Origin of the sequence: Bradyrhizobium jicamae, from assembly GCF_001440395.1 — a bacterium.
Lineage (GTDB): Bacteria > Pseudomonadota > Alphaproteobacteria > Rhizobiales > Xanthobacteraceae > Bradyrhizobium > Bradyrhizobium jicamae.
Genome location: NZ_LLXZ01000049.1, coordinates 84,064 through 102,107, shown reverse-complemented (window position 1 = coordinate 102,107; position 18,044 = coordinate 84,064). Strand labels below are relative to the sequence as shown.

The 18,044-nt window shown below is 65.5% G+C and carries 3 protein-coding genes; all 3 read right to left on the bottom strand.

From position 1 onward, the window contains the following. Positions 1–10: 10 nt before the first annotated feature. Positions 11–1,024, bottom strand: coding sequence for an alpha/beta hydrolase (locus CQ12_RS07755; RefSeq protein WP_245309789.1), 1,014 nt, complete (start codon positions 1,022–1,024; stop codon positions 11–13). After that, positions 1,021–17,433: a non-ribosomal peptide synthetase gene (locus CQ12_RS07750; protein ID WP_057834746.1), complete on the bottom strand. Its 16,413-nt coding sequence runs from the start codon at positions 17,431–17,433 to the stop codon at positions 1,021–1,023. The genes CQ12_RS07755 and CQ12_RS07750 overlap by 4 nt, the downstream gene beginning before the upstream one ends. After that, a partial coding sequence (locus CQ12_RS46145) for a phosphopantetheine-binding protein (protein ID WP_245309786.1) occupies positions 17,426–18,044 on the bottom strand: 619 nt, incomplete at its 5' end. The genes CQ12_RS46145 and CQ12_RS07750, both read right to left, overlap by 8 nt.

Here is an 18,044-nt window from a genome sequence, read left to right as displayed (position 1 = left end):
TGACATACCCTCATTCCCGCTGCATTTCCATATCAGGCGGCCTTCTCGGCCGCAGCACGAAAGCGCCGGCCAGCGCCTGTCCGATCGCCGCCCGCGCCCGCAGGGCATCAGCCACGACGTTTCCCATGCGCAGGAATTCATGGATCATGCCTGGATAGATCTGCAGATCGACGGCAACGCCTGCGGCGCGCAGCCTTGCCGCATAGTCGCGCCCCTCATCCACGAGGGCATCAAATTCGGCCAGCACGATGAGCGCCGGCGGCAGCCCTGAGAGATCCTTTGCGGCGAGTGGCGCAAAACGCCAGTCATCGCGGTCGGCGTCGTCGCGAAGATATTGCTTGAAGAACCAGTCGACGGTGTTGCGTTCGAGGAGATAACCGGAACCGTACCGCGCGTAGGAATCCGACGTTTGTCGGGAGCTCAGGCCGGGATAGGCAAGAATCTGGAGCACGGGCTGCGGCAAGCTTCTGCTGGCCCTGCTTTCGATAGCGAGCGCCGCGGCAAGCGTCCCGCCGGCGCTGTCGCCACCGACGGCGACGCAGCCGGCATCCAGTCCTACTGCGAGCCCCTCGCGACCGATCCAGGCCAGCGCATCGACGGCATCCTCAAAGGCGGCCGGAAACTTGTGCTCCGGCGCAAGCCGGTAGCCGACCGACAGCACCGCCGCGCCGCTGTCATCGGCAAGACCGCGGCACAAGGGCTCATGTGAATCGAGGCTTCCGACGACAAAGCCGCCGCCATGCATATAAAGGAGGACCGGCACCGGATTGCGGCTGCTCGGCTCCGCCTGCGCATAGAGCCGCGCCTCGATCATCGCACCATCGCGCATCGGCAGCGAGAGTTGACGCTCATGACCAAGCGCCGGCGGATCGACATCGAGCAGCGGCGAGGATGCATCGAAATCGGCCCGCGCCTGAACGGCCGTCAGTTGCGGAAACGGAATGCGGGCGCCGCTTTCGGTGCCTGCCTGCACCATCTCGAGCAGCGCTGCGATGTCTGGATCAAGATTCATGGGATTGCTCATTCTGCCGGCTCCGGAACCGTGTCCTGCGACGCCGTCGATGTTGCCTCCGGCACAAGCAGGCCGCAGATATCATCGAGCAGGCGCGCATCCCTGAGGATCGTGAAATGATTGTCGCCGACGACGCCGCGATCGACGGCGTCGGGCAGTTGCGCCTCGAGCCGGTCGCGCTGTGTCAACCGGCTTGAAGTCCACCAGCACAATGGCCTAGCCGCAAGACCGTGCGGTGGCGTTGCGTTCTCAGTCAGGATCTTGAGATGTCGCCCGACGGCAAAGGCACCGGCGATGTCGTCGACGCCGAGGGAACTATCGTCCGTCGAGACTCCCTCCCCTGAAATCAGCGCGACCAGATGCCGGACATTCCCGGACGTCTCCGGCAGACCTGCGGCTTTCGCCTCTTCCACATGCGGGCTGATGCGAGCCGCGGCAGACCGCGGAAGAACGGCCGACAGCAATCCCGCGAGATCGTCGGCCCAGTGGACGGCCGCTTCCTGCCGGTTCGATCCGCCCTGCTGGCGCAGCACGAAGCTGTCAATCATGGCAAGACACTCGACGCGCTCTCCGGAACGTTCGAGTTCGGCGGCGACGAGGCTGACGAGAAGGCCGCCGAGCGACCAACCGACCAGACTATACGGCCCATGCGGCTGCGCCTGCCTGATCTCGTTCGCATAGTCCGCGGCCATCGCGTCAAGCGACCGGTCGGTCCACGAACTGTCGACCAGCATTCTCGACTGCAGCCCGATCACCTGTCGGCGCCCCTCAAGGTGGCGCGCCAGCGGTCCATAATCGAAGACGGTACCGAAACCGCCATGTACAGCGAACACCGGCTGCGCACTACGAACCGCCGCATTCAGCGGCAGCAGCGCCGATGGCGCCGGCGCAGTGGCGGAGGCCGCGGCGCTGCTATCGGCGAGCAGCGCGCGGATCGTCGGTTTCTGCAGGAGATCGCGCAGCTTGATCTCGATACCGAATGTCTTGTCCTGCCGAAGCCGGGCCACGACCTTGAGGCTGAGAATCGAATTGCCGCCGAGTTCGAAGAAATTATCTGTCACGCCGACCTGCGGCAGCTTAAGGATCTCGGCCCATAGCTGCGCCATCGCGGTTTCAACAGGCCCTTGCGGCGCGACGAAGCTTCGCGCCGCCGCGTCAGGCGCCGGCAGCGCACGCCGATCGATCTTGCCGCTCGACAACACCGGCAGCCGCTCCAGCACCATGGTCCGCGCCGGCACCATGTAGGCCGGCAAGGTCTGCTTCAGGAACGAGGTCAATCGCTCAACCAGCGCGTCGACGGCATCTGCCGACGCGTCCTTTGCCGTTTTCGGTGCGACATAGGCCACGAGCTGATTTCCCGTTGCGCCCGGCAACGCCACCACTGCCGCCTGCTCGATCTCCTCATGGCGAAGCAGCGTGGTCTGGATTTCTCCGAGCTCGATCCGGAAGCCGTTGACCTTGACCTGGTCGTCGCTGCGGCCGAGATACTCGACGGTGCCGTCGTCGCGCCATCGCGCGAGGTCACCGGTACGGTACAGCCGTGCCCCCGGGGCCGCCGAGAATGGATCGGGCACGAATCGCTCGGCGGTCATATCAGCCTTGCCGTGATAGCCGCGGGCCACGCCAAAGCCGCCCAGGTAAAGCTCGCCTGCGACACCTGCGGGAATGATGTTGAGCGCGCCATCGAGAATGTAAGCGCTGCGGTCTCCGACCGGCACGCCGATCGGCGCGTAGGGCGTCTCGCATTCGCCCGTGCCATCGACCTTCCACACCAGCGGCGTGACGACGGTCTCCGTCGGGCCGTAGCCGTTGATCAGGATCTGTGGCTTCAGGACGCGCCTGACCTTGTCGAAGCCCGCCTTCGGCATCGCCTCGCCGCCGAACGAATAGAGCTTGACCGGCGGCGGATTGCCCGTCTGCTCGACCGCTTCCGCGACCTGCTGCAGATACGCCGGCGGCAAGCCGATATGGCTGACGCGGTGCGCGTGCAGGTTTTCGACCGTCTGCTCCGGCGTCCACAATTCGGCGTCGCGCATCAACAGCCGCGCGCCATGCGACAGAACCGTCAGCCAGCGCTCATGGGCGCCGTCGAAGGCCAGCGACAGGAAATGCAGCTCGCACGAGTTCTCGTCGATCTCGTAAATTCTGCCCGTGACGTGGCAATGCATCGCGAGCGGCCCGTGAGCGATGGCGACCCCCTTTGGCGTTCCCGTCGAGCCGGACGTGTAGATCAGGTAAGCGAGATTATCGGCGCGCAGCGCCGGTTGCGGCGCGTCGTCCGGTCCCGCATCGAAGTCGAATGTGGAAAGCGAGATTCTTTCAATGCGATCCATGCTGACTTCGATGCCGATTTGCCCCGCCAGCAGGAACGAGATGCCGGCATCGCGCATGACGAACGCGCGCCGTTCCGCTGGAAGCTCCGGATCGAGCGGAACATACGCCCCACCCGCCTTCAACACGGCCAGCAGCGCAATCATCGTCGCCTGGGTACGTTCGACCACGACACCGACACGCTGCTCGGGCTTGAGCCCGCGAGCGATCAAATGATGGGCAAGACGGTTGGCCCTGGCATCGAGCTCGCCGAACGAGAGCACACTGCCGCCGATGGTTAGCGCCGTCCGCTCCGGCCGCTTCGCATGGCGGCCGATCGCCTCATGCACCAGCGGCAGCGGCACGGCCGGCGTCGCGTGGCGATTGCAATTCCCGGCAAGCGCGGCGTCGATCGCCGTCGCCGGGTCGATGCTGCCGAGCACTGCCGTTGCGTCGCGCGCCAGTGCTCCAAGCAGATGCTCGAACTGCGCCTTGATCTGCGCCGCCTGTGCCGTCGTAAAATGGCTCGGCATATAGGTGTACTCGATCTGCAGCGTGTCCTCGACGAGCACTGACAGGTCCATCGGGTAGTTCGTCACGTCGACATTCTTCAGACCGCTGAACTGCAGCGAACCATCGCCCTGGTGCATGCCGCGTTCGATCGGATAATTCTCGAACACGATGATGCTGTCGAACATGGTCTGCCCGGCGCGGCCGGCCCAGCTCTGGATGTCGTAGAGCGGCGTATGCTCGTAGTCGCGGATCGCCGAATTGCGGTCCTGCAGCGCGCGCAGCCAGTCTCCGACCGTGCTGGCGACCGACGGCGTTTCGATCACCGGCAGCGTGTTGATGAAGAGCCCGAGCATCTGCTGCGAGCCGTTGAGATTGGCCGGGCGGCCGGCGACCGTGACGCCGAACGTCACGGTCTGCTGGCCGGTGTAGCGTTGCAGCAGCAAGGCCCAGACGCCCTGAACGATAGTGTTGAGCGTGATCCGCTCACGGCGCGCGAATGCCTTCAGCTCCGCGGTCGCGGTCTCTCCAAGCCGCGTATAGCAGCGCTCATGGCCGGATGCCGGGTGACGGCGCGAGCCGAAGGCGTCGGCCAGTTGCGTCGGCTCATCGAAGTCCCCGAGCTGTTCGCGCCAGAAGTTTTCAGCCGCCTTGGCGTCCTGCGCCAGCAGCCAGGCAATGTAATCACGGTAACGCGTCGGGTTCGCTGCGGGCGCGCCGCCGTAGTAGCATTGCAGAACTTCGCCGACGAACCTTGCCGAACTCCATCCGTCCATCAGGATGTGATGATAAGTCCAGATCAGCCGGTAGAGATCGCCCTCGAGGCGCAACAGCCGCACGCGCTGCAGCGGCGGCGTCGCGAGATCGAACTCGGCGGCGCGTTCGCCGGCAAGTGCCGCCGCAATCCGTTCGTCGCTGATCGTCTGCCCGCGCCAGTCTTCCTGTTCGAACGGCGCAACGGCGTCACGATAGACGGCCTGCAGCGGCGAGCCGGAAAGCTCGCGCCACAGGAATCCGGTCCGGAGCATCTGATGGCGCGCGGTCGCCGCCTGCCATGCCCGGCCCAGACGTTCGGGGTCGAGGCCGCGGATCTCGACGCTGACCTGATTGACGTAGACGCCGCTGCCGGCATCGCGCAGGCTGTGGAACAGCATGCCCTGCTGCATCGGCGACAGCGGATAGATGTCCTCGATGCGGTTCCAGTCCAGATCAAGCCGTTCGAGCTGCTCGCTGGATAGCCCCGCGAGCGAACCGCGTTCGGATGCCGGTGTGTCCTCGGCCGGGCCGACGTCGCGAGATAATGCCGCCAGCGTCTCGATCGTCTGATGCCGGAAGATGTCGCGCGGTTCGATCGATACGCCCTCGCGGCGCGCGCGGCTCACCATCTGCAGCGAGATGATGGAGTCGCCACCGAGCTCGAAGAAATTGTCGGTGACGCCGATGTCTGTCTGGCGCAGCAGGTCGGCCCAGATCGCAGCGAGCTTCACCTCAGTAGGTGTGCGCGGCGCGACATGCTCGGCCGACGCCGCGAGCTGGTCCGGTGACGGCAGCGCCTTGCGGTCGATCTTGCCGTTCGGCGTCAGCGGCAGCCGCTCCAGCACCACGATCCGCGCGGGGACCATGTAGTCCGGCAGTGCCGACGCCAGCGCGGTCTTGAGCGTGGCTGGATCCAGTGATGTCTCGCCACTGACATAGCCGACAAGCTGGCGCCCGGCGCCAGCCTCACGCGCGATCACCACCGCCGAGCGAACGCCATCCTGCGCCATTAGCCGCGCCTCGATCTCGCCGAGTTCGATCCGGAAGCCGCGGATCTTCACCTGGTGATCGGCGCGGCCGATATATTCGAGCACGCCATCCGACCGCCACCGCGCCACGTCGCCGGTGCGGTAGAGCCGCGCTCCGGGCGGACCAAACGGATCGGGGATGAAGCGCTCCGTCGTCAGCGCGCCGCGCCGCCAGTAGCCGCGCGCCAAGCCTGCCCCACCGATATAGAGCTCACCCGCGACGCCGACCGGCGCGAGGTTGAGGTCGTTGTCCAGAATGTGCAGCGTGGTGTTGCCGATCGGGCCGCCCAGCACCGGACGATCATCCCTGATATCGAGGCGATGGCGCGCCGACCACACCGTCGTCTCGGTCGGGCCGTACAGGTTCCAGACCTCGCCGGCCTGCGCCACCAGCCGCCGTGCCAGATCCGGCGGCAGCGCCTCGCCGCCGGCGAGCACCCGGCAGTTCGCCGGCAGCGATGAGCCGTCGTGGTCGAGAAGCATCCGCCAGGTCGAGGGGGTCGCCTGGATCATGGTCACGCCCTGTTTGGCGACGATAGCCTTGAGCCGCGCCGGATCATGCGCGGCCGCGCGATCCACCAGCACCACGCAGGCACCGAGCGTCAGCGGCAACCACAGCTCCAGCACCGCAATGTCGAAAGACAATGACGTCAGGCCAAGCACGCAGTCGCCGGCCGTCATGCCCGGCTGTTCCGCCATGGTCGCCAGAAAATTCGTCACGGCGTCGTGGCGAACCATCACGCCCTTGGGGACGCCGGTCGAACCCGAGGTGTAGATCACATAGGCGAGGCTTTCGGGATGCACGGCAATTTCTAGATTGCCTTCATCGCCACCCTCGCCTTCCTCCTCGAGCAGCCAGGCCTCGGCGCCGGTCTCCTCCAGCACCGGGGCGAACTGATCGAGCAGCGAGCTTTGCGTCAGCACCAGCGCCGCGCCGCTGTCGCGCAGCATGTGGGCCAGCCGCTCGGCCGGGTAATCCGGATCGAGCGGCAGATACGCCCCGCCCGCCTTCAGCACCGCCAGCAGCGCCACCATCATCTCGACGCCGCGGTCGAGCGCCAGTCCGACCACGACATCGGTTCCGATCCCGCGCTTGCGCAGCCGCCACGCCAGCCGGTTGGCGCGCGCATTCAACGCAGCGTAGCTCAGCTCCTTCTCGCCAAACACCAGCGCAATCGCATCGGGCGATTGGCGGACCTGCGACTCGAACTGTTCGACAATGCCCCGGCGCGGCCCATCGCACCGCGTGCTGTTGGCCCGGACGAGCAGCGCATCATCGGCGGGGTCGCCGGCTACGACCGTGCCGACCGGCCGATCGGCATCGACGCTCAACGCCTCCATGAGCTGCACAAAGGCACGCTGCAGCCGCGCGATCTGCGCCTCATCAAAGTGCCTGCGCTGATAGTTGAAGACCAATCGCAGCCGCTCATCGACGCCGACGCTCGCGAACAGCGGATAATTGCTGGTTTCGACGATCCTGGTCTCGCCGACGCGGATCTGCCCGTTCCTCCCCATCAGCGCGTGGTCGACCGGATAATTCTCGAACACCAGAATGCTGTCGAACAGCGCTCGTCCGGGACGCCCCGCAAGACGCTGAATTTCATAGAGCGGCGTCCAGCCGTTCTCGCGCAGGGCCAGATTGCGATCCTGCAACTCACGCAGCCATACTCCAACGCTCTGCTGCGGACCGACGTCGTCGACGACCGGCAAGGTGTTGATGAACAGGCCGACCATGTCTTCGGCACCTGACAGCTCGGGCGGCCGGCCCGACACCGTGACGCCGAAGCAAACCGTGCTCTGCCCGGTATATTGCCGCAGCAATTGCGCCCATGCGGCCTGCACCAGCGTGTTCATCGTGATGCGCTCGCGCGCCGCAAATTGTTGCAGTCGCCCGGTCAGCGCGGCATCCAGCTCCAGCGCGAGCATGCCGTGGCCGGACGATTCCGCGTCCACATGCTCCGCCAGGAAGCTCGGCTCATCGAGCCCAGCCATCGCATCGCGCCAGAACGCCGCCGAAGCGACCCTGTCCCGGCCCAACAGCCACGCAATGTAATCGCGATAGCGGTGCTGCAATGTCGGCAGCCGGCCCTCGCCGTTATGCTGCATGACCTCGGCGATCAGCCGCGCCGAGCTCCATCCGTCGAGCAGGATATGATGATGCGTCCAGATCAGCCAATGCCGATCGTCTCCGAGCCGGATCAACCGCACCCGCTGCAAGGGCGGTCGCGACAGGTCAAACCCCGCAGCCTGTTCCTGCCGCGAAATATCGGTCAGCGCGGCGTCCAATTCTGCCTGGTCCCACTCTGCCGACCGCGCGCGCCAGTCCTCTTCGACAAACGGTACTTCCGCACGGCGATAGACGATCTGTTGCGGTGAGCCGGAGAGATCCCGCCAGACAAAGCCGGTTCGCAGCACCGCATGGCGATCGCTGACCGCCTGCCAGGCACGACGTAGCTTTGCGGCATCGAGGCCGTGCATTTCCGCAGCAACCTGGTTGACGTAAAGTCCGTTCTCGCCGTCGTGCATCGCATGGAACAGCATGCCCTGCTGCATCGGCGACAGAGGATAGATGTCCTCGACGTCACGCCAATCGAGCCCGAGATGATCGATCTCGGTCTGGCCAAGGCCCGACAATGCCACATCCGACGGCGTCAGGCCGCAGGCGCCGCTGGTGCAATGATCGACCAGTTCGCGCAGCGCCGCTTCATACATCGCCGCCAATCGCTCGATCGTCTCGCGCCGATAGCGCTTGCGACCGAAACCGAACGAGAGCCGCAACTGCCCGTCGCGCACCGTGCCGTTCACGCTGAGCCAGCGCCGCAGCGGGCTGGATGCGTCGCGCGATGAACCCGCGCTTTCCGCCGCCATGGCGAACAATGTCGCCTCGTCGCTACCGCCGTCGATCTGGCCGAGATAGTTGAAGGCAATTTTTGGCTCGGCGATGTCGGACAGCGCCGCGCGCTGCTCTTCAGAGCCGAGATAGCGTAATACGCCATAGCCGAGCCCGCGGCCGGGAATGCCGCGCAGCTCCTCCTTCACCGTCTTGATCAATGCGGACGGCGCTTGCGCCCCGCCGGCCAGCCGCACGGGAAACGCGGTCGTGAACCAGCCGACCGTGCGCGAGATGTCGAGATCGCCGAACAGGTCCTCGCGACCATGGCCTTCCAGCTCGACCAAGACATTCTCCCGTCCGCTCCAGCGCCAGACGGCGCGCGCGAGGCCGGCGAGAAGGAGGTCGTTGATCTGCGTGCGATAAGCGGACGGTGCGTCCGTCAGCAGGCGCTGCGTCAACTCCCGTTCGAACGAGAGCAGCACTTCATCGGCGTCGGCGACGCGATCGATGCCACCATGGTCGTCATCGCAAGGAATATCCGCATCTGTCCGGCGATCGGCCCAATAGGACAGTTCGGGAGCCAGTGCAGGCGAAGCTGCATAGGTATGCAGTCGCTCACCCCACAATGCGTAAGCATGGCTCTTGGGCGGAAGCACAACCATCCCGCCTTGCGCAAGTTGCGCATATGCAGCGGCAACATCTTCCAGCAGAATCCGCCATGAAACGCCATCAACAACCAGATGATGGATCACGATGAGAAGGCGCTGGCTGCCATCGGCGACGTCGATGCCGACCGCACGCAGCAGCGGTCCTTTGGAAATCGACAGGCTTGCCTGCGCCGACGACGCCAGCGCCGTCACACCCTCTCCATCACCAACACGTCGGACCCACAGCAGGTCCGCTGCAGCCGGCGCAACGCCGTGCTCCGCGCGCCAACCTCCTTCACCCTCATCGAAGCGAAGCCGCAGCGCATCGTGATGATCGATCACGACGGCGATCGCGCGCCGCATGACATCCCAGTCGAGGCGATCCTTCGGTTCCAGCAGCACCGCCTGGTTCCAGTGATCGCGCCTGCCTGCGTCCTCGGCAAAGAAGCGGGCCTGGATCGGCAGTAGTGAATGCGAGCCCGTGACCTGCCCCTGATCGGCAAGCACTTCGCTGCGTTGCTCGGTACGCGCCGCAAGCGCCAAGGCCTCCAGCGTCTGATGCTGAAATACGTCGCGCGGTTCGATCAGATATCCGACGCGGCGGGCTCGGCTCACCATCTGCAGCGAGATGATCGAATCGCCACCGAGTTCGAAGAAATTGTCGGCGAGACCAACGGCAGGCTGGCCGAGCAGTTCGGCCCAGATCGCCGCGAGCACCGCTTCGGCCGGCGTGCGCGGCGCCTGATACTCCGCGCCTGCGTCCACGGCGTCGGGCGCCGGCAGCGCCTGGCGGTCGATCTTGCCGTTTGGCGCCAGCGGCAATCGCTCCAGCACGGCGATCCGCGACGGCACCATGTAGTCGGGCAGAACGGATGACAGTGCCGTCCGCAGCGGCGCTTCCTCAAGTTCGCCCGCGCCGCTGACATAGCCGACGAGCTGGCGGCCGGCCCCGACCTTGCGCGCCACGACCACCGCGGAGCGAACGCCGGGCTGCTCCAGCAGCCGGGCCTCGATCTCGCCAAGCTCGATGCGGAAGCCGCGAATCTTGATCTGGTGATCGGAGCGCCCGACATACTCGATCGCGCCATCGGCGCGCCAACGCGCCAGATCTCCCGACCGATACAGCCGCTCGCCGGGCCCGCCGAAGGGATCGGGAGTGAAACGTTCCGCCGTCAGCTTCCCGCGCCGCCAATAACCGCGCGCGAGCCCTGCCCCGCCGATGAACAACTCACCCATTACCCCCGCGCGGACCATGTTCAGATTGGCATCGAGGATTCGAATGATCGTGCCGGGAATCGGCCGTCCGATCGGCACACGGGCCGCGTCATCGTCGCGACAGTTCCAGAACGTGGCGTTGATCAAGGCTTCGGTCGGGCCGTAGCGATTGTCGAACCGCACATTTGGGAAGGCAGCGAGCACGCGCGCCTTCAGTTCCGCCGACAGGGATTCGCCGCCGGCAAACAGGCGCTTGAGCGAGACGCAGCGCTCGGCCTGGGGCTCGGCGACAAAATGTTCGAGCATCTGCGGCACGAAATGCAGCGTCGTCACGTCATGGGCGATGATGGCTTCCACCAGCAGCCGCGGTTCGCGATGCGCGCCGGGCGTGGCAATCGCAAGCCGTGCACCGGTCGCCAGCGGCCACAGGATCTCCCAAACCGAGACGTCGAAGCTGAACGGCGTCTTCTGCAGCAAGGTCTCGCCGGCATCGAGGCGATATTCTGCCTGCATCCAGCCGAGCCGCGCCGCGAGCGCGCGATGCGAGCAGGCCACGCCCTTGGGCATGCCCGTCGACCCCGACGTGTACATGACATAGGCCAGGCTGTCCGGATGCAGCGCCACCGCGAGATTGCGATCCGACGTTTCCATGCGGACCTTTTCGTCGATGGTCCAGGCCTCAGCATCCGCTCCAGCCATCACCGGCGCCAGGCGCTCCAGTAGCCCGCCTTGAGTCAGTATCAGCGTCATTCCGCTGTCACGCACCATGTGCAATAGCCGATCCGACGGATAATCCGGATCGAGCGGCAGGTAGACGCCACCCGCCTTCAGCACGGCGAGGACACCGACGATCAGCTCGACGCTGCGCTCCAGCGCAAGGCCGACCAGCCGGTCGCGACCGATGCCCTGATCGCGCAACCGCCGCGCCAGACGATTGGCGCGCGCGTTCAGATCGCCATAGCTGACCTCCTGGCCGCCGAACACCAATGCGATCGAGGACGGTGAGGCAGCCGCACGCGCCTCGATCTGCGCAACGATGCTGCTGTTGCCGAAGGTCAAAGCCTTCGCAACGCCGCCGCTCCAGCCGAGCACTTTCCGCATCTCATCGGCATCCAGGCCACTGAGTTCACCGAGCGGCCGGGAGGCATCCGCCACGATCTCGGCAAGCAGACGCGCCAGAGACGCCTGCAGATATCTGATCTGGTCGTCATCGAACCGGCCGCGGTCGTAGCGGAAACCCAGATTGATGCCATCGCTCTTGGCGAACACCGCCACCGTCAGCGCATAGTTGGTGATCGAGACCTGCTCGACTTTTCCAAAGCGGCGGCCGCTTTCGTTCTCGCCGCGCAGCGCCTGGTCGATCGGGTAGTTCTCGAAGACGAGGATGTTGTCGAACAGCGCGCGCCCGGATCGGCCGGCGAGACGCTGGATCTCGTAGAGCGGCATCCAGCCGTGATCGCGCAGATCGATGTTGCGCTCCTGCAGGTCGCGGAGCCATGCCCCCACATCTGTTTGCGGGTTCGCCCGATCCACGACCGGCAGCGTATTGATGAACAGGCCGACCATGTCCTCGGAACCGCTGATCTCTGCCGGCCGCCCCGACACCGTCGCGCCGAAACAGACCACGCGCTGGCCGGTGTGATGGCGCAACAATTGCGCCCACGCGCCCTGCAGCAGCGTGTTCAGCGTGACGCGCTCACATTTGGCAAACGCCTGAAGGCTTGCAGCCATATCCGCGGAAAGAAGCAGGTCCAGCGAGCCATGACCTGATGCACCTATCGTCGCCGGTCCTCCCAGCGTGTCCGCGAGGAAACCGGGCTCGTCGAGTTCTGATAATGCCGAGCGCCAGAATGACGCCGCCGCATCGCGGTCCTGCTTTTGCAGCCAATCAATGTAGTCGCGATAGCGCCCCTGCACCGGAGGCAAGCGGCCGCCGCGTTCGTGCTGCAATATCTCGGCCATCAGTCGCGCCGAGCTCCAGCCGTCGAGCAGGATGTGGTGGTGCGTCCAGATCAGCCAGTGGCGGCTTTCGTCGAGCCGGATCAGCCGAACGCGCTGCAACGGCGCCTGCGCCAGGTCGAATCCCTTGGCACGCTCGGCCTGCGCCGCGCGGGCCAGTGCGGCCTCGAATTCGCTGCGGTCCATGGCGGCGGCCTGTTCGCGCCAGTCTTCCTCCAGGAACGGCAGCATCACATGGCGATGGACCACCTGCTGCGGCGCGCCTGACAGTTCGCGCCAGGCAAAACCGGTTCGCAGCACCGCATGGCGCGCGCTGACCTCGTGCCAGGCGGCGCGCAGCCGGCCGGGATCGAGGCCGCGCACCTCGAGGCTGACCTGGTTGACATAATTGCCGCTTTCACCGTCGCGCAGCGCATGGAACAGCATTCCCTGCTGCATCGGCGACAACGGATAGATGTCCTCGATCTCGCGGCAGTCGACCGTTGCGCCAAGTGTGTCGAGATCGACCTGAGTTAATCCCGACAATGCAAAGTCCGATGGCGTCATGCCGCGGGCGCCACTGGTGCAATGGTCGACGAGTTCCCTCAACGCCGCCGCATAATGCTCCACGAAGCGTTCGATCGTCGCGCGCCGGTAACGCCTGCGGCCGTAGCTGAACGACAGCCGCAACTGCCCTTCCCGCACCTGGCCGTTGATGCTGAGCCAGCGGCCAAGCGGCGCGCTATCGCTGCGCGCCGGCCCGGCGCTCTCGGGCGCAAGGCGGAACGGCGCGCTCTCACCTACGCTGGAATCGAACTGGCCGAGATAGTTGAAGACGATGCCCGGCTCGGCAAGCGCGCCCAACGCCTTCCGCTGTGCGTCCGTTCCGAGATAGCGCAATATGCCGTAGCCCAGCCCGCGGGCCGGAGGCGCCCGAAGCTCTTCCTTGATGGACTTGATCAGCGAAGCGTCGTCGCCGGAGCCACCCGGCAGACGTACGGGGAAAGCGGTGGTGAACCAGCCCACCGTGCGGGAGATATCCACGCCCGCAAAAACGTCCTCGCGGCCGTGCCCTTCGAGTTCGACAATGACATCCTCAATTCCACTCCAGCGCGATACCGCCCGCGCCAGTGCGGCCAGCAGGAGATCATTGACGTGGGTCCGATAGGCCGACGGTGCTTCCTTCAGCAGTCGCGTCGTCAGCGCTGCGTCGAATGCCAGCGAGATTTCCTCGCCCTCGGCGACCCGGTCGACGCCGCCGTGATCATCGTCACACGGCAGATCGGCGCGCGATCCCCGCTCGAGCCAATAGGACAATTCCGACGCCAGCGCTTCGGTGCCGCCATGGGCCTGCAGCCGAGTCGCCCATGATGCATAGGACTGGCTCTTCGCCAATACGATCGACGATGTGCCCTGCTGAATCTGTCCGTACGCCGCGGCAAAATCCTCGAGCAGCACGCGCCACGACACGCCATCGATGACGAGGTGGTGCACGACCACGAGCAGCCGCTGGCTGCCGTCGGCGAGGTCCATGCCGACCACGCGCAACAGCGGCCCTGCCAGCGACAGGCTGGCCTGGGCTGCTGAAGCAACCACCGTCACCTCGGCGGCATCGCGGATACCGCTTCGAAGCCATAAAAGTTCCGAGATCGCCGGCGCGGCACCATAGGCCGCGCGCCAGACGCCGTCGATCTCCTCGAAGCGGAGGCGCAAGGCTGCGTGATGCGCCGCGATCGCGGCGACCGTGCGTTCCATGATTGACCAATCGAGCCGTGACTTCGGCATCAACAGGACGGCCTGGTTCCAGTGATGGCGCTCGCCGGCATCCTCGCTGAAGAAGCGCGCCTGGATCGGCAACAGCGGATGCTCGCTGCCCTCAAGATCTTTTTCGGGAGCGACGTCCTTCTCCGGCCGTTCGATGCGCGCTATCAGCGCCAGCTCCCGCAACGTCTGGTGCCGGAAAACGTCGCGCGGTTCGATCAGCAGACCCGCCTGGCGGGCTCGTCCGACCAGTTGCAGCGAGATGATGGAATCGCCGCCAAGCTCGAAGAAATTGTCGTCGACGCCAATGACGGACTGACCGAGCAGCTCGGCCCAGATCGCGGCCAGCGTCGTCTCGGTCGCGGTTCGCGGCGCGACATGCGCGGCCGTCGCAACTGACATCTCGGGAGCCGGCAGGGCTTCGCGGTCCACCTTGCCGTGAGCCGTGAGCGGCAGCCGCTCAAGCTTCATGATACGGGCCGGCACCATGTAGTCGGGCAGTTCGTCCGAGAGTGCAGCGCGCATTGCCGCTTCGTCGAACGCGCCATCGCCTGAGACATAGCCGACCAGTTGGCGGGTGGCGCCGGCTTCACGGGCGACGACGACCGCCGACTGCACGCCGGCCTGCCGCATCAGCCATGCCTCGATTTCGCCGAGCTCGATCCGGAAGCCGCGGATCTTCACCTGATGATCGGAGCGGCCGACATATTCGATTACACCGTCGGCACGCCATCGCGCCAGATCGCCTGTTCGATATAACCGCGCACCCGGCGCACCGAAGGGATCGGGAATGAACCGCTCGGCCGTCAGTTCGGCGCGCCGCCAATAGCCGCGCGCCAGCCCCTCACCGCCGATGAACAATTCGCCGGTCACCCCGACCGGCACGATGTTGAGATCACCGTCCAGAATGTAGGCCGAGCGGCGCCCGACCGGACGGCCGATCGGCGCGTAGTTGCCGTCGATTTCTTCGCTGGCGTCGACCTTCCAGACCAGCGGCGTCACCACCGTTTCGGTCGGGCCGTAGCCGTTGATCAGTGTCCGCGGCTTGAGTGCGCGCTTGACCTTGTCGAAGCCGGCCTTCGGCATCGCCTCGCCGCCGAAGGAATAAAGCTCGACCGGCGGCGGATCGCCGCGCCACGCCGCAAAATCGGCGAGCTGCTGCAGATAGGCCGGCGGGAAGCCGGCGTTGGTGACGCGCTGCCGGCGCAGCACATCCAGCGTCTGCTCGGCCGACCACAGGTCAGCATCGCGCATCACGAGCGCGGCGCCGCAGGTCAGCGCGGTCCAGAGCCGCTCATGGGCGCCGTCGAAGGTAAAGGACAGGAAGTGCAGTTCGCGCGAGTGCCGGTCCATATCGTAGAGCCCGGCGGTCACCTCGCAATGCATCGCGAACGGCCCATGCTCGACCGCCACCCCCTTCGGAAGGCCGGTGGAGCCGGAGGTATAGATCACATAGGCAAGGCTTGTTGGGGCCACCGCGATCGCAGGGTCGCTCTCGGGCTCGCGATCAAGATCGGTCTCGTCGAGTGGAACAACCTCGATCCCGGGCAGTGGTGGCGTCAGTGCCGAACCCTCGGCATCAACCAGCACGAAGCGCGCGCCGGCATCACGCATGGTGCTGACCTGCCGCTTCGCCGGATGTTCGGGATCGAGCGGCAGATAGGCTGCGCCCGTCTTCAAGATGGCCAACAAGGCTACAATGAGCGAGGGCGAGCGCCGTGCCGAAATGCCGACGAGATCTGCGCGACCAACACCCCGGCGGATCAGACGATGCGCGAGCCTGTTGGCGCGACGATCAAGCTCGACATAGGAGATCACCTCATCGCCAAGGGTCAGTGCCGGCGCATCGGGCGTTTCACGCGCAAACCGGGAGACCGTTTGATGCACCGGCGCGAACGGCGTGGCCGTCGCCGCATCCACGCCGTTCCACTGGCGCAGCCTGGCCCATTCCTGTTCGGAAAGCAGTGCAAGGCCGGCGATTGGCTGCGCGCCGTCCTCAACCATCGCCTTCAGAATCGTGCCCCAGTGCGACGCCAGACGCTCGATCGTCGCCGCCTCGAACAACGCGGTTGCATAGGTAAAGATCGCGCGGATTTCGCCTAACGGGCCCTCTTCGCTGTCGAGCGCGAGGTCGAACTTGACCGTGTCGACTTCAGGCTCGACCTTCTCGATCTGCAGGCCGGTCTGGTCAGGCGGATTACCCGATCCGCGCCGGCGCTGGTGATTGTAGAGAACCTGGAAGAGCGGATTCTGGCTCAGGCTGCGCTTCGGCTGCAGGATTTCAAGCAGTCGCTCGAACGGAAGGTCCTGGTTCTCCTGCGCTTCGACCGTGGCCGAATGGACCGATGCAATGAAGTCCGCAATCGACACGCGGCCGTCGATATCAGTGCGAAGCACCTGGGTATTGACGAACAGCCCGATGACGCCGCGGGTCTCATCGCGATGGCGATTGGCAACGGGTACGCCGACGCTGATGTCGGACTGGCCGGTGTAACGATAGAGCAGCAGTTTGAAACTCGCCAGCAGGACAGTAAACAATGTCGTCTGCTTCCGGCGCGCAAGCGCGCGCAGGCCATCGGCCAGAGCCGGATCGAGCGTCAAGCGAAGCGCGGATCCAGCGAGGTCAGGTACCGCCGGCCGGGCCCGATCGATCGGAAGCTGCAGCACGGCCGGATCCTTGAGACGGCTGGTCCAATACTTGACCTGCCGCTCGCCATCGACCGCGCTCATCCAGAGCCGCTGCCAGTCGGCATAATCGGCATATTCGATGTCAGGTTCCTGCAGCGCCGGTGCCTCGCCGCTCGCAGCCGCCGCGTATAATTTCCAGAACTCGTCGACAAGCACGCCCATCGACCAACCGTCGGCGACGATATGGTGCAGGGTGACGACGAGAAGATGGTCGTCCTCCGCCGACGTCAGCAATGCGGCGCGCATCAGCGGGCCGGCCTCCAGGTCGAAAGGCAGCGCGGCTTCCTGCCGCGCCAGCAGGCGCGCCTGGCCTTCACGGTCGTCACCATCAAGCGTCACCTGTCGCAACGCGACCGGTCGCGGCTCGAGCACAATCTGCTCGGCTTCCCTGCCCTCTTGCCGAAACACCGTGCGAAGTGCGCTGTGGCGGGCGACCAGCATATCGAAGGCCTGCTGCAGCGCGTGCAGCTGAAGCTTGCCGCGCATCCGCACGGTCGCCGAGATGTTGTAGGCGGCGCTATCCGGATCCATCCGCCACAAGAACCAGAGGCGCGATTGCGCAAAGGACAGCGGCGCCCGCGTCCGCTCCTGGCGTGCAATCGGCAGCATTGCGAGATTGACGCCCTTTGCCGCGAGCTGCGTCAGGAACGCATGCTGCTTGCTGGCATCAAGGCGCATCAAGCGCCGTGAGATGTCGCGAAGCTGCTGCTTCTGCGTGGTGGCGGTATCACTCATCGGCAAGTTCGACTTCCTTCAGCATGTCGAGCATCGCAGCGATGTCGTCGCTGCGCTTGTCCACCTCGATCTCAGGCGTGAGCGCAGCCGCCATGGTTTCGACGGTCGTCATTTCAAACAGCTTGTTCAGCGGCAGGTCTTGGCCGAGATCGCGCTTGATGCGGCTGACGAGCTGAACGGCAATGAGAGAGTCACCACCGAGCTCGAAGAAATTGTCGGTGACACCGATATCGGGCTGGCGCAGCAGGTCCGCCCAGATCGCGGCGAGCTTCGCCTCAGTAGGTGTGCGCGGCGCGACATGCTCGGCCGACGCCGCGAGCTGATCCGGCGCCGGTAGCGCCTTGCGGTCGATCTTGCCGTTCGGCGTCAGCGGCAGCCGGTCCAGCACCATGATCCGCGCCGGCATCATGTAGTCCGGCAGTGCCGACGACAGCGCTGTCTTGAGCGTGGCTCCATCGAGCGACGCTTCGCCGTTGACATAGCCGACGAGCTGGCGCCCGGCGCCAGCCTCACGCGCGATCACTACCGCCGAGCGCACGCCATCCTGCGCTATTAGCCGCGCCTCGATCTCGCCGAGCTCGATCCGGAAGCCGCGGATCTTTACCTGGTGG

Bases quoted from the DNA above. Each gene is read 5' to 3' on its own strand.
- CQ12_RS07755 (WP_245309789.1), bottom strand. From the start codon at position 1,024: ATGAGCAATCCCATGAATCTTGATCCAGACATCGCAGCGCTGCTCGAG.
- CQ12_RS07750 (WP_057834746.1), bottom strand. From the start codon at position 17,433: ATGAGTGATACCGCCACCACGCAGAAGCAGCAGCTTCGCGACATCTCA.